Annotated in this window: 15 protein-coding genes; 9 read left to right on the top strand and 6 right to left on the bottom strand. The window is 33.2% G+C overall.

The features are described 5' to 3' along the window. Window positions 1–67: 67 nt before the first annotated feature. From SLH48_RS11795 to SLH48_RS11780, 4 genes are all read left to right on the top strand, one after another. Window positions 68–778: a DsbA family oxidoreductase gene (locus tag SLH48_RS11795; RefSeq protein WP_320258321.1), complete on the top strand. Its 711-nt coding sequence runs from the start codon at window positions 68–70 to the stop codon at window positions 776–778. 464 nt (window positions 779–1,242) lie between these two features. After that, window positions 1,243–3,000: a hypothetical protein gene (locus tag SLH48_RS11790; protein WP_320258320.1), complete on the top strand. Its 1,758-nt coding sequence runs from the start codon at window positions 1,243–1,245 to the stop codon at window positions 2,998–3,000. A gap of 466 nt (window positions 3,001–3,466) precedes the next feature. Then, window positions 3,467–3,928: a hypothetical protein gene (locus SLH48_RS11785; RefSeq protein WP_320258319.1), complete on the top strand. Its 462-nt coding sequence runs from the start codon at window positions 3,467–3,469 to the stop codon at window positions 3,926–3,928. Between the two features lie 38 nt (window positions 3,929–3,966). After that, entirely contained in the window at window positions 3,967–4,497 is a 531-nt protein-coding gene (locus SLH48_RS11780) for a GNAT family N-acetyltransferase (RefSeq protein WP_320258318.1), read from the top strand. Window positions 4,498–4,657: 160 nt separating this feature from the next. Here SLH48_RS11780 and SLH48_RS11775 read toward each other — a convergent pair whose 3' ends face one another. From SLH48_RS11775 to SLH48_RS11755, 5 genes are all read right to left on the bottom strand, one after another. Then, a complete protein-coding gene (locus tag SLH48_RS11775) occupies window positions 4,658–6,601 on the bottom strand; it encodes an ABC transporter permease (protein WP_320258317.1) in 1,944 nt (647 codons plus the stop codon). Next, the gene (locus SLH48_RS11770) at window positions 6,591–7,352 is read right to left on the bottom strand and encodes an ABC transporter ATP-binding protein (protein WP_214480611.1); all 762 of its coding nucleotides are present in this window, start codon (window positions 7,350–7,352) and stop codon (window positions 6,591–6,593) included. The genes SLH48_RS11775 and SLH48_RS11770 overlap by 11 nt, the downstream gene beginning before the upstream one ends. Before the next feature lie 100 nt (window positions 7,353–7,452). Further along, a complete protein-coding gene (locus SLH48_RS11765) occupies window positions 7,453–8,457 on the bottom strand; it encodes a sensor histidine kinase (protein ID WP_320258316.1) in 1,005 nt (334 codons plus the stop codon). After that, a complete protein-coding gene (locus tag SLH48_RS11760) occupies window positions 8,450–9,145 on the bottom strand; it encodes a response regulator transcription factor (protein WP_320258315.1) in 696 nt (231 codons plus the stop codon). The genes SLH48_RS11765 and SLH48_RS11760 overlap by 8 nt, the downstream gene beginning before the upstream one ends. Before the next feature lie 138 nt (window positions 9,146–9,283). Beyond that, window positions 9,284–10,462: a TsoY family (seleno)protein gene (locus SLH48_RS11755; protein ID WP_320258314.1), complete on the bottom strand. Its 1,179-nt coding sequence runs from the start codon at window positions 10,460–10,462 to the stop codon at window positions 9,284–9,286. 260 nt (window positions 10,463–10,722) lie between these two features. Between SLH48_RS11755 and SLH48_RS11750 the strand changes: the two genes are divergently transcribed. Beyond that, on the top strand, window positions 10,723–11,079 hold the full coding sequence (locus SLH48_RS11750) for a rhodanese-like domain-containing protein (RefSeq protein ID WP_320258313.1): 357 nt from the start codon (window positions 10,723–10,725) through the stop codon (window positions 11,077–11,079). 175 nt (window positions 11,080–11,254) lie between these two features. Here the strand turns inward: SLH48_RS11750 and SLH48_RS11745 are convergent, their stop codons facing one another. Beyond that, window positions 11,255–11,605, bottom strand: coding sequence for a DUF952 domain-containing protein (locus SLH48_RS11745; protein WP_320258312.1), 351 nt, complete (start codon window positions 11,603–11,605; stop codon window positions 11,255–11,257). Window positions 11,606–11,831: 226 nt separating this feature from the next. Here SLH48_RS11745 and SLH48_RS11740 point away from each other — a divergent pair, with 226 nt between their 5' ends. From SLH48_RS11740 to SLH48_RS11725, 4 genes are all read left to right on the top strand, one after another. Next, complete coding sequence (locus SLH48_RS11740) at window positions 11,832–12,116, top strand: ASCH domain-containing protein (RefSeq protein ID WP_320258311.1); 285 nt, start codon at window positions 11,832–11,834, stop codon at window positions 12,114–12,116. A gap of 111 nt (window positions 12,117–12,227) precedes the next feature. After that, the gene (locus tag SLH48_RS11735) at window positions 12,228–12,548 is read left to right on the top strand and encodes a MazG nucleotide pyrophosphohydrolase domain-containing protein (protein WP_214480604.1); all 321 of its coding nucleotides are present in this window, start codon (window positions 12,228–12,230) and stop codon (window positions 12,546–12,548) included. 128 nt (window positions 12,549–12,676) lie between these two features. Further along, a complete protein-coding gene (locus SLH48_RS11730; RefSeq protein WP_320258310.1) occupies window positions 12,677–13,588 on the top strand; it encodes a phosphotransferase enzyme family protein in 912 nt (303 codons plus the stop codon). A 48-nt stretch (window positions 13,589–13,636) separates the two neighbouring features. Then, the gene (locus SLH48_RS11725; RefSeq protein ID WP_320258309.1) at window positions 13,637–14,185 is read left to right on the top strand and encodes a GNAT family N-acetyltransferase; all 549 of its coding nucleotides are present in this window, start codon (window positions 13,637–13,639) and stop codon (window positions 14,183–14,185) included. Window positions 14,186–14,200: the final 15 nt, after the last annotated feature.

The following is a 14,200-nucleotide window of genomic DNA, read 5'->3' as shown; positions in this document are numbered from 1 at the left end:
ATCGTAATAATATTTGCTCATACTATGTTATGCTAACATCATAAATACTATTATTGAGGTGCAAACGATGAAAATCGAAGTATATTCAGATTTTGTATGTCCATTTTGTTATATAGGAAAAAGACATTTAGAGGATGCATTAGAAAGAACATCCCTAAAAAATATAGCTGATGTATCTTATAAAAGTTTTGAACTTGATCCAAATTCACCGCGAGATACGAACTTATCAATTCATGAAATTATTGCTAACAAATACGGTGTGTCCATTGAACAGGCGAAGCAAAATAATGAGGGGATTCGTAAAAGAGCTAAAGAAGTTGGCTTGGACTTTCGTTTTGAAAACATGCTTCCCACAAACACGTTTGAAGCTCATCGTTTAGCAAAATATGCTTCGGTTGTTGGTAAGGAAGAGGAACTAACAGAAAAATTATTAAAAGCTTATTTTACCGATTCTAAGCATATTGGAGATCATAGCACATTACTTGATATTGCTGAAGATGTTGGGCTTGACCGGGAACAAGCGAAATCAGTATTAGAAAGTGAGCAATATAAAGATGATGTTCGCAGTGATGAATCCGAAGCAAGGAGCATTGGGGTTCAAGGTGTGCCATTTTTCGTCATTAATGATAAGTATGCCATATCTGGTGCGCAACCGACAGAAGTATTTGTTGGTGCATTAGAGAAAGTGCTAGAAGAAGAAAAACAATCAAGCAAACTAACTTCGCTTAATACAGAAAATGCAAAAGGTACGTATTGTGATGATAATGGCTGTGAGTGAACAGCTAAAGATATCTAGTTGAACATTGTATATAGAAACATAAGGAACTTTCGACGTGAACACATCCGATGATTAACGACTGACATGAAGGATGCAGTTCATTATAAGAAAGTTCCTTTTTCTATTTTATAAGCTCTTTTCGTATATTTTTCTTATTCTCATTTTATTGAACAATGAAGTGCTAACATTCGTAGCATTAGCATTTGGTACATAAACTAATTTCTACTTTAAAACCTCATCTCATCCTAGAGAGTAGTATCAAAGAAGGTAAATGTCCCCCATGGTTTTGAAATAGGTCAGAAGTGCCGTTTTTACAGCATAAGTTAAAGAATAAGAGAGTGTGATATCTAAAATCATAGTTCTATTATCTTAATTTACAATAAATTCTGAAAATTACTTTGTTTTCTAATCTCGATTCATGTACAATTTTATCAAAAAAAGAGATTGGAAATGAGGAGAATAGTATGAGGAAATTAGTCACCATTATACTAATATTTAGTAGTTTAATATGTTTTAACGTTACATCAGCCTATGCGAAGAATGAGGACTTACGCTTAAATATTGTCGATGAGTTAACAAAAAGAGGAGACCTTGAAGGTGCAAAGGCTTATGCGCAAGTTTATGAAAACGATACAAAGGTTGGTGTTCAATATTCATTCTTTTATCCATATAATGGCGTAATGGATGGAGCAGTTGGACAAGGTGCTCATGAAGGAGATTGGGAAAAAGTAAGAGTGATAGCTGATAAAGAGACTGAGGAAATTGAAACAGTGTACTATGCAGCCCATTCAAATGAAGGGCAATGGTACGATGACAGCTTTATATATAGTGAAAATATGAAAAGCTATGAACGTAGTAATTATGATACAGGGCAAAAGCCATCAGTAGCAGTTACTGTTGATGGAATGGTTATTGAAGTGCATGAAAATGAAGTTACCGGTGGAAGTCTTTATTATAATTTGGGGAAAATTGTTGATCAAAAGGTGGAGTGGCTTCGTTTAGGAACTAAATACGATACTGGGCAAAATCCAGCACTTACTGTTACCAATGACGGTAAAATTATTGAAGTACATGAGAATGAAGTTACTGGTGGGAAATTATATTATAATATTGGAACAATTGAAGGGGATAGAATCAATTGGACAACGAATGGAACATATTATGATACTGGGCAAAATCCTTCTGTAAGTGTTACTACGGATGGAACAATTATCGAAATTCATGAGAATGAGGTCACAGGTGGGAATTTGTACTATAGTGTAGGGAAATTGAACGGCAACAAAATAAGCTGGATGACAAAAGGTCATAAATACGATACGGGCCGTCACCCTTCTGTTACGGTATCAAATAATACAATTGTTGAAATGCATGAATCATCGGGAAATCTATACTATAATGTTGGCTCTTTAAATGGAGAACAGGTTGACTGGACTTCTAATGGAACGTTTTATGATACAGGGTATCTTCCTGATGTTACTGTCACACAAGATGGTAAAATATTTGAAATTCATGAAGGTGGTGACAGGCTATACTATAATATCGGCCAATTAAATGGTGAAAATATACAGTGGTCAAAATGGAATGGAACTAAAGCAGTTGGAACGCCTCTAGACTTTGGGAGCAAACCCTCTGTGCATTTCTCCTCTAAGAATGACGTTATTGTAGTGAGTGAGTCTCATAGCAGTTATCACATAAATGCTCGAATAACAACGTTATTAGATGATTATAGACCTGTAGGTTTTTCTTCAAAGATTTCTCATGCAAGTTATCCAAGGGTAGCCACATATTCTAGATTTCCACTGCCAAATGATGTGACAAATAGAGGTCCAATATGGGATATTCAAGAAAATTTCTCATTGATCGGTAGTGATTACACAACGAATGATTTGTACAGATGGGTAGCCTATGATGGCTTATGGGGAAATACGTTTGAGGATGATTTAATTGGTACGAAGAGTCCTAGCTTTGGAATAGGAAGTGGATGGTTTAAAGATAGAACAGGTAGTTCTGTAGCAAACGATGTCGTCGTGGCTGATTATAATCGAGGTATGTATTATGCAAAAAACTTTGCCCCAATTATGTATATGCATAGCGAAGATATCGATCATCCATCAACTGTAGAATGGTTTTTACAACGGGTTCAACTGTTATACAAAGATGAAGTTCTTTTAGATGTAGGCGAAGTAAATCCAATTTCACTAGTTGAGGTTAATATACAGTGATTATGCTATTGTTTTCGTAAAAAGGGATGGCTCTGTTCATAAACTTTGATGTTATTTTTACTTAGAAATGGACAGAGTGATCTTTTTGAAGGGGCTCAATAATTGTAAAAGTAGAAAAGATACCACGAACGGTAGATGTATACGTGCTTATACCTTAGAACAAATGCTTATTATATAAGCCCTTTTCTTAAATTTTATTGCTTTTTTCACTTAAATGTTAGCAACTGATGTATTAATGACTTTAATAGTCTTTATTGGTGAAAAGATGCCGAACGTGTTTAGTTCTTATGCATAAAGGACCAATTAATGTGAAAACAGCTCTATATAAAAACTCATAAGTTGAGCTTATTTAGTAAGAATACAACTGCAACTAAGTATTGAAAATAACCTTTAAAAACATGAAACAAATTTCCAGTCATTTGCGTCATATTTAGTAATAATTTCCTTAATTGACTGGAGTGGTGTGATGAATAGAATGATTTATTTTAGTTTAAGTTTCTTATTTTTAGTATCGCTTGTTTTCACTGGTTGCAAAGCTGAAACTGCAAAGGTAGATAGTGATAACGAAAAGATCCAGAATGATTGGACTGTCCGACAAGAATATAGTGACAATGGTAAGACGTTATTTACTGTTTATCCTGATCCTACGCTTGCTGCTGGTAGGTCGTATGGTTATATGATTAGCTTCACAGCACCATTTGAAACCTTTAATGGGAAAACAATAGAAATAGAAGCCTACCATAAGGAAACGGGGAAACGTATAAATGCCATACCCCCACAAACGATTACAGAACCTAGCTCTGGTTACGACAGTTTAAACCGCTTTACAGTGAGCTTTATGCTGCCTTTAAGTGGACTATGGCGATATGAAGTTCGTTTAGATGGTGAAGCATATGGAGATGTCATTTTAGCTGTTGGTGAAGCTTAACGAGATCGACAAGAGCCGTATGAAAAGAGGGGGATTAAATGGAGCTTTATGCGGATGGCGGAACATTTCATTTAAAGAGTGCAAAAGAAAAAGACTTACAAGTCGTTTTACAACTATTAATTCAAGCAGCTACATGGTTACAAACAAAAGGTACAACGCAATGGGATTATTATCTTACTCATTTAGAGGAAAATACACAAGAGATATTAGATTCTATTTTAAAAGGGAATACTTATATTTTATTGAAAGAAAATAAAGCAATTGCTACGATTACATTGGAGGATCAACCAACTGAATGGGATACTGATATTTGGGGACAAGCACGAAACAACAATAATATTGTTTATTTGCATCGAATAGTCGTTCACAGAGAATATGCTGGTAAACAAATAGGTGAAAAATTAATCGAATGGGCAGTACAATTAGTAAAAGGTCAAGGAAAACAATACATCCGTTTTGATTGTCTTCGAAGTAATAAAGGATTAAATACTTATTATCAAAGAAAATATGAATTAAAAGGCATTGCGAATATTTATGGTGAGCATTGTAAATATGAAATAGTGGTGTGATATAACTATCATAATCTCTATTAACTTTTTCTGAGCTTAAGGTATAACCATTCTTATTATTAAGCTAAGGATAAAAGTACCAGAATAAGAGCCTGTTTAATTCTATCATGATAACAGGCTCTCTATTTTTTCTACCAACTTAAATCTGACCTTTCAACTACTATAATGCTTCTTTTATGACTTTTTTGTAATAAAGAACAGATAACACGCCAAAGCTCGAATACAGGGCAGTATATAATATCATAACGATAATCATTGGTGTCCAAAGCTCTGTTCCAAACCAAAACCATCCTGATTGAACTGCAAAATAGCTATGAAGTAGCCCAAAAAGCAGTGGTATTCCAAAATTATACATTTGCTTTACTTGAATTCCTTTTAATAAGTCCTCTTGTGTGAAGCCGAGTTTACGTAAAATTGTAAAGCTTCCCTTTTCCTCTTCACTTTCATCCAATTGCTTAAAATACAGGATGCATCCTGATGTAATCAAAAAGGTTAATCCTAAAAAGCCAACGATAAACATAAGCAACCCTATATTTCTTTTATGGCTATTACTCATTTGTAGGCTTGATGAATGAGCATTCTCACTATCAAGTGTTTGGTATATATCATTTGCTGTTAAAATATTTTCGTTGTTAATAATATCAATTCCGATATAGACTGAGGATTCTTTTTGTATGTCTGGATTTAAATCAGTCATTAATTTATTGAATGTTATGGCATCTACAATTGCAACTGCTAATCCTCCAAAGGTAAAGTAACTTGAGATGTAGAAGTCATTACGATTAATCCCTATATAATTTTGCTTTAAGACAATATTTTGCCCCATCAATTCAATTTCTCCACTATTGTTAATCGGCATCATTGTTTGTTTAGAATTCTCATAACCTGCAAGAAGGATTTCATTTGGATCTAGGTCAATTTCTTGCAAGGCATGATCACCTATAACTGCTACAGTCGTTAAGCTTGGATCAGTGTTTATTTCCTCTATGTTTACATCTAATATATCCTCCAGATTGGCATGTGCTTGAATCACATCTACTTTTCTTTCTAAAAAGTTAATATTTTGTGACTTCAATGCCTGTGTGAATTGTTTTGCATCTTGTACATTGGTGAAAGCAAAATCAGCCGCTACACTATTCCTAGCAGATTTTTCTGCTGAGTAATAAGAAATATAACTTAATGATAATAAGCCGATTGCAAGGGCAGATACGGTCGTAATGACTGTTAATAGCAAGGCATTAGATTTCATTCGGAACATAATCGTTGAAAGTGATAACACCTCATTAATGTTTAAATAACCTTCCTTTCTTTTCCTGGTGATTTGAGAAATTACACTAACAGAACCTTTGTATAAAAGGTATGTTCCCAAAATAACGGATGCTAAAATACCTATCATCGCAAAAAATAAATCATTAAATGAGGTAAAATAACCATTAAATAGTACAGATGATACATAATAGCCAATAACGATTAAAATGATTCCTAGTATTCCAATTATGATTTCAACTATAGATAATTTTTTCATTTTGCCTTCTGTCTTTGAAGTCACCTGAAATAAAGATAAAATGCTCTGTCTATTGATGAAAAGAAAATTCATGAACATAATAAAAAGATATATAATAGAAAAAACTATAATGGTTTGGGTAAATGCTTCGGATGAGAAATGTAGGGTTGCGATTGTTTCAACCTTTGTCGCCTTAAATAAAATCATCACAATTAATTTTGACACTGAAAACCCAAGAAATATTCCAACCATTAATGAACTAAAATATAGTATGAAGTTCTCAACAGAAAGAATGCAGAAAATCCTTCTTTTTGTCATTCCTATGAGCTGAAATAAGCCTATTTCCTTACCCCGACGTCTTATGAATATTTTATTAGCATATAAAAGGAAAATAGCTACTATAGCTACGAGTAAAATAGATGCCGTTCGAATAGAGGCAGCTCCTTTTATTGATCCTTTTACTGGATCCATTGAAGGGTCATATTGTAAAGTGACAAATGAAAAATAAAGGGACACACTAAAAATTAATGCGAATACATATAGATAATAATTTTTTAGATTTTTTCTCAAGTTTCTTATGATGAGCTGATTAATGCTCATATTGCACACCACCTAGAACACCCTGTGTTTTCATTATGTCTTTAAAAAAGAGCTGTCTATTTTGTTCACCTCTATTTAACTGTGTATATACTAATCCATCCTTGATGAAAATAACTCTATTACTATACCCTGCTGCAACTGGATCGTGAGTGACCATAACGATTGTTGCTTTTCGTTTTATGTTTAAATCGCTTAACTTGTGTAATAAATCTGATGCAGATTTTGAATCGAGCGCACCTGTGGGTTCATCAGCAAAAATAATGCTAGGCTCATGGATAAATGCTCTAGCTGCTGAAGTCCGCTGCTTTTGTCCACCAGAAATTTCATTAGGATACTTATCTTTTACGTCTAGGATACCTAGTTCGGTTGCTACATCATGAAATTTTTGTTTAGCTTCTTTCTTCGATACTTTTGTAATAGATAGCGGTAATAGTATATTTTCTTTGACTGTTAGTGTGTCTAACAAATTATATTCTTGAAAGATAAAACCTAAATGCTTTTTTCTGAAATTAGCAAGTTGTTTATCCTTCATTTTTGTAAGTTCATTTTGCTCAATGGTGATTGTTCCGTTACTTACTTTATCAATTGAAGATAGCACATTAAGTAATGTTGTTTTCCCTGAACCAGACGGTCCCATAATACTAACAAACTCGCCCTCTTCAATGTTTAGATCAATTCCTTTTAAAACTTCTTGTCTATGAAACTTATTACCAAAGCTTTTGTTAATTTTATTAGCTTCTAAAATATACATACCATCACTTCCTTTTCTCTTATAGTTTAATTATAAAAATAGTGAGATTTCATTTCCTTCGATTGTCCGAACAAAATGATAAAGGCATGTGACACTTTTGTCACACGCCTATCATATTGACGAAGTCATTACGTTTTGGAAATGTCAAAGTAATAGTAGTACCCTCTCCGAGTATTGATTGTACTGAAATGGTAATTTTTAAAGATTTTGCGGCTTTTTTGACCAAATATAATCCCATGCCAGTTGCATTTTGGTCGTCATGATTTGTTGTTGATGTAAACCCTTTATCGAAAATTCGAGGTAAATCTTTTGGGTCAATCCCTCTCCCAAAATCTCTCACCTCAAGGAAGGTTTGCCCATCTTGTTGATAGCTTGTAATACTTATATCTGATTGACTACTATACTTCACTGCATTTGTTAACAGTTGCCTTATAATAAATGCAAGCCATTTTGCATCACAAAGTACTCCTGTCTCGTCGATATGTATATCAAAGCCAATCCTCTGTTGAATACACCAAGTTTGTAGTGTTTTAATCTCTTTGATCACAATTGATTCGACATCAACTTGTTCTATAAATAAATCGTTTTCAATAGACGATATTCGTTTTTGGTGCAGCTGTTGATCGAGAAGCAGATGAATGCGTAACCATTCATAAGTTAAGCTAGCTTTCAATTCTTTATCTTCAATGCGTTCAATCATTAAATGCATTGCCGTTAAAGGAGTTTTTACTTCATGAATCCAAGATAACATATCATCCTTTTCTTGCTCCAATGCAATTAAATTTTCAGAATTCACTTGTTTTAACCAATCAATCTGGTTAAGCATTTGTTGTTGAACAATATTTTCAAAAGGACTCTCAGGCTCAGGTATACTTGCAAAGTCAAGGTTGTTTTCACGTTCTTCCAAACTATGATAAAAGGCTGTTTCTTTAATATAACGAATGATTAGAAAAAGACTGAAAATGATGGCTGATAAAAAAACGATATAAATGGTTGGCTTTAACGGAATCAGTGAATCAATATAAGCGACAAAAATGAATAATAGTTGTAATGATAAAACTAGCAATATCCAGCTTCGCCTTTCTTTCAAAAATCTTCTAATCATAGTTTTTATCCTGTTCGATAGCCATATATCCTTGTCCAACTTTTGTTTCTATAAATTGTCCTAATGTTAGTTCATCTAACCGTCGTCGTAAGCGATTTACATTAACAGTTAATGTATTATCACTTACAAAACGTTTATCGTCCCATAAACTATTCATTAGTTTATCCCGACTTACGATTTTATTCTTGTCCTTAATCAATTGTTTTAATATAAATATTTCATTCTTTGTTAGCTCTATCGTTCCTACATCGTTTGTTACTATATTTTTCTCATAATCTACTGTGGCACCGCACCATGATTGGAGATTACCTTGTTCAGAGTTATAATTATATACACGCCGAAGAGTAGCTTGAATTTTGGCGATTAGTACATCGAAATGAAAAGGCTTTTGTATATAGTCATCTGCTCCAAGCTGCATCGACATAACAATATCAGTAGGATGGTCACGTGATGATAGAAATATAATAGGAACATTTGAAAGGTCTCTAATCATTCTACACCAATGGAACCCATCAAATTTAGGTAATTGGATATCGATGATGACTAGGTGTGGTCTAATCGTTGTAAATTCATGAATGACATGATTAAAATCTGCAATACCATATACTTCATAAGACCATTGAGTCAACCTATCTTTCATCTCTTGAAAGAGAGTCTTATCATCTTCTATCAATAACAGTTTAAACACCGAATCACCACTCTTTATAACTTTTTCACAATTAATTATAAAGCAAAACCTTTTTAGATGCTAAAAAATGTTAGGTGTTTGTTAAGTTAATAAAGCCAGTAGCCTGATTTTTGAAATCCTTCTACTGGCATATCACTTTTATATACGAAGTAATTTTTTCTCAAGTATTGAAACTGTACGTACAGTTTTCATTTGGACATAAATATAAGGGATGATTAACAAGAAATAAACGGTAGAAAATTGAGTAACTAGCCCGTTTTTTACAAAACCCCAATGAATAAAGAAAAATCCTAGCACCATAAAAGCAACACCAGGACAAATAAGTGCGAAACTTCCAGGGCTTTTCTTTGATCCATGAATATATTCATTAAAATAGCTAGTACGTTTAAGAACTGAAAAACCAATTAAACCAAATATTAGTTGAATCGATACAAGTATAGTTAAAATAATTAAAAGCGGTAGCTCACTTGGGTTAGGCTCATGTAACAAATGATGACTAAAGCCCATATAATTACGCACGATGGAAATGCCGATAAGTGTTAGTATAGGAATCATCATCCATAAGCTAGGACTGCCTTGTACGTCAATCCCTTGTTTGAAGATTGACTTAAATCCTAGGACTAAATGGATAGTTATGAAGACTATGGCAATGCTAATGAAAAATATTGATAATAATAGACCCATCGTCGAAACAACTTTTGTATGACTCATCGCAGCAGGAGCAGCAAAACCTACGGCTACCATGCTAAAGGTAAAAGTGATTAGCATTTGACTGAGATTATTATTCATGACAAAGTCAAAATCTCCATTTAGCATGAGTCGAGTAACGTAATTCTTAAAAATGTATAAGCTATATACTCCTATCACGATAAATGAAATTAACGAGATAGGGAATAAATATTCAACGTAATTCCAGAGATTTGGTATAAAAGTACCGAAAATAATAAAAACAACGTTTACGCTCATAGCGAGTGTTAACGGGATTGCCATTAATGTAACTTCATTGTTAGATTCTCTTAAATTATTGTAAGCTGTTGTTTTCTTAAACTTGCTATATTCTGCAATATTCCAAAATAGTAGTTTGTAATGCTTAAATCCAAAGTAAATAATGCCTAGTAGAGCAATTGCAATCGTTAATATTAGCAAAAAATTACCTGATTTAAAGCCATTGAGTACATGTTCAAAGTTTGCCATCGGCTTGCCAGGGTGTTCGACCATAAACATGAGGTACATGTAAAATGCTACAGCTAAGCCTCCATTGCCGAGTGATGATAAAAAATACATTGGGTTATATTGTTCTTTTAAATTTTTACGCATATAGATCCTCCTTCGCACATTTATATACCCATGTGGGTAATTGAACACTATTCTAACGAGTTAAAAACTAGTTTTCAAGAGGGAAGAATTTTTTGTTGCAGGAAATGTTTCATATAAAGATACGCATATAAGGAAGCTTTAAGTTAAAAACAAATTGTTACAATTTGATGGCTACGATAATAGAATTCTATTAGTTGACTTTCTTATATAATTTTCGTAATATACCCATGTGGGTAATTCAGAAAATGGAGGTTAGATAGGTGGAATTTATCGGTTATATCATGATTGGTTTATTTATTGTAGTTCTTTTTCAAAAACTTGTTCCGACTAAAGGTGTACGACAAATTTCAGTAACAGAATTAAAAAATCAAATGAGCGCACCTAACAAACAATTTATCGATGTTAGAACAGTTGGTGAGTTTAAAACAAACAACATTCGAGGGTTTAAAAATATACCTTTGCAGCAACTGAGTAAAAAAATGAGTCAGCTTTCAAAGGATAAAGAGGTAGTTGTAATTTGCCAAAGTGGAATGAGGAGTAATCAAGCGAGTAAACTATTAAAGAAAAACGGCTTTAAACAAGTGACAAATGTAAAGGGTGGTATGAGTGCATTATAGCAAGAGTGTTTTAATTAGTTATTAGGTATAGAAAAATTAGTGTTAGAGGTAGTTTAATCAAATTTAAATCGCATTTACGAAGTAATAGATCAGTAAGAAGGGTAGACATAACTTCGATCCCCTTCTTATTAGAAACTTGTGGTCAACATTAGAAGATAAAAAACAGCAAAGCTCATTAACTATTAAGATCTGTTAATTCTTTAGGTAAGCTAAAACCTTCATTACGATCTGGTATAAAGCGTATAACTTTAAATACAGCAGCTATGTTTAATGAACCATAAATATGTGGGAATAATTTTCCCGCTTCATACAAGTCTTCATATACAATCTTTGCTTCGACTTTATTAGGGTCTATACATAAAAGTACTAGATCTGTATGACCCTTATACAAAAAATTTGCAACATCTACAACTTGTTCACTAGTAGAGCAGTGAATAAAGCCATCAGTTTCTATGCTGGATGGAGTATAGATTCCCTCTCTTTGTGCCTTGAACCAGGCTTCTTTTTCAATGATATGTAATATCATTTTTCAAACCCTCCTCTTAGTTAAGTACGTTCCAAAAGTTCATTTTGATAAATAAATGTATAGATAATATTATACTATTTTTCTATTATATGGGACCATATAAACATTCTTGTACAATAGTTTCTATCTTATATTTGGTGCTTATTTAATTCTTCTTTTTTTAAAACTGAACTCTTCAAATGACGTATAATATAAATAGTTTATGTGTATGGGGGTGGTGCAGTTTATGTTACACAGAATGGGGTTATATAAAACGTACCTACAAGCGATTAAAGATGGCAAAAAAACTGTTGAAGTACGCTTAAATGATCAAAAAAGAAGGAAAATAAAAATTGGAGATACTATTGAATTTATCACTGTTCCTGAAGCAGATGAAACACTAAGGGTAAATGTAACAGGACTAAAAAATTATTATACTTTTAAAGACATGTACGAGGATATTCCTTTAAAGGATATCGACTGTGAAGGTTGGACGATGAAAGATTTACTTGAAGGAACATACGAAATATAGACGCTTGAGCAAGAAGAACGATGGGGTGTTTTAGCGATTTCGATCAAAACAATTAAATAATAGCATAAAAAACCAAGAGGCAGGACGGTTGATGAAAGGCGGAGCTAGATGATGGATGTAACTGAGTTTCAACAATGGGTTAAGGAATATTATAAAACAAGAGGGTGGTCAGAGTTAGATATATTTATTCGAATTGGTTTTCTAGCAGAGGAAACGGGTGAGGTTGCACGAGCGATCAGGTCCCTTGAAATAGGAAGAGATAGACCAGATGAAGTAAGTGGGACATTTGAGGAAAATAAACAAGAGTTAACGGAAGAATTGGGTGACGTATTAGGAAACTTAATTGTTATCGCTAACAAGTATGATATCTCTTTGGAAAAAATTTTTCATGAACATAAAAAGAAACTATCTAATCGCTATACGAATAATTAAGGTATGGTAGTTTTATAAAATGAAAGTTAACAAACGGAAAGAAATCAATGTTAAGAGGTTGGTGACCAACAATACAAAACTCACTATTAGAAAAGGTTTCAGCAAAATACGGGGTCAAGCCTACTTCATTGAAGTTATTAGGAGGATTTGATCAAAATGTTTATGAATGTAAGGCTAAAGGTAGCAATTTTATATTAAAAATTCTATCAGGAACTAAATATGATATTTCTTCAGTAAAGCAAGAGTTAGCATGGATGAATTATTTATCTGAACATGGATTAAACATATCATTACCTGTTCGGTCTGTAAAAGGTAAGTTCATTGAAGAAATGAAATGGGAAAGTGAGTATTATATCGTCGTGGCTTTCGAGAAGGCGCATGGTTCAGTTCTTGCTGATCTTCATTTAGCTGATTTATTGACCGTAAAGAAATGGGGAGAAGCTATGGGGAGGATGCATCATGTTGCTAAATTATATCCTACCTCTAGAAATAGCCTTGTTATTAATAAAGAATGGAACAATAACAGTATTTTTACGGAATACCCACCAATTGAGAACAAAGTATTGGATAAGTGGCAAACATATATAGCTGAGTTACAATTGTTAGATAAAGATATCAATAGCTATGGAACGATACATAATGATTTTCATCATCATAACTTTCATGTGCATGCTGGTGAGATTATCTTATTTGATTTTGGAGATATTGAGAAAAATTGGTTTGCATATGATATCGCAATTTCGTTATATCACGCAGTAAAAACTATTCCTTCATCTGAACAAATAAGAAGAAGAGATTTTACTTTGCGTTTTTATGATACGTTTATGTCAGGGTATACGAATGAAAATTTGCTTGATAAATATTGGCTTGCAAAAATACCTTACTTTCTCGATTACAGACAAATTTATTCATATGTATATACTTCAAAATATATGAACATCGATCATTCGAATGAGAAAGTAAACAAGGTTCTTAAAAGAATGAAATACAATATTGAACACGATATACCATTCATAGATTTCAACTTACATATTGGCTAAAAAATATAGGCTTGCAAGAAAATTGATAAACGAAGGGTAAGGGATGATATGATGCAAAGCTTAAGTGATAACGAGGTAAATAATGATAACATAGAAACCTCTCGCCTATACTTGAGGAAAATAACTCATAACGATATTGAATCACTGTATAAAATCGTCAAGCAAAACGAAGTTGGAATGTGGTTAGCCAGGGGAGAGGGGATGTCCCGTGAAGAGACAAAAAACTACGTGGAAAATATAGTAAGCCATTGGAATCTACATGGCTTTGGTGTATGGGCAGTTATACATAAAGAAACCGACAAGCTTATCGGCCATTGTGGTTTAAGATATATAGACGATACAGAAGATGTTGAAATACTCTACCTCATTAATCAACAGTATTGGGGTAATGGTTATGCAACAGAGGCAGCTAATGTAGCAATAGGTTTTGCTTTTAAGTATTTAAGGATTGAAAAATTGTTTGCTAGAGTTAGAACAAGGAATGAGAGGTCGATGAATGTATTAGAAAAACTTGGATTTACGTTCCTCATAAATAAAGACTACAATGGTCGTATACTATCATACTTTGAGTTGAATTCTACTAGAGGGTATAAATAAACTAAATGTGAGCAA

It is taken from the genome of Cytobacillus sp. IB215316, from assembly GCF_033963865.1.
GTDB classification, from domain to species: Bacteria; Bacillota; Bacilli; order Bacillales; family SM2101; genus Nanhaiella; species Nanhaiella sioensis.
Note: the sequence above shows the minus strand (reverse complement) of the source record. Positions and strands in the feature narration are given on the sequence as shown.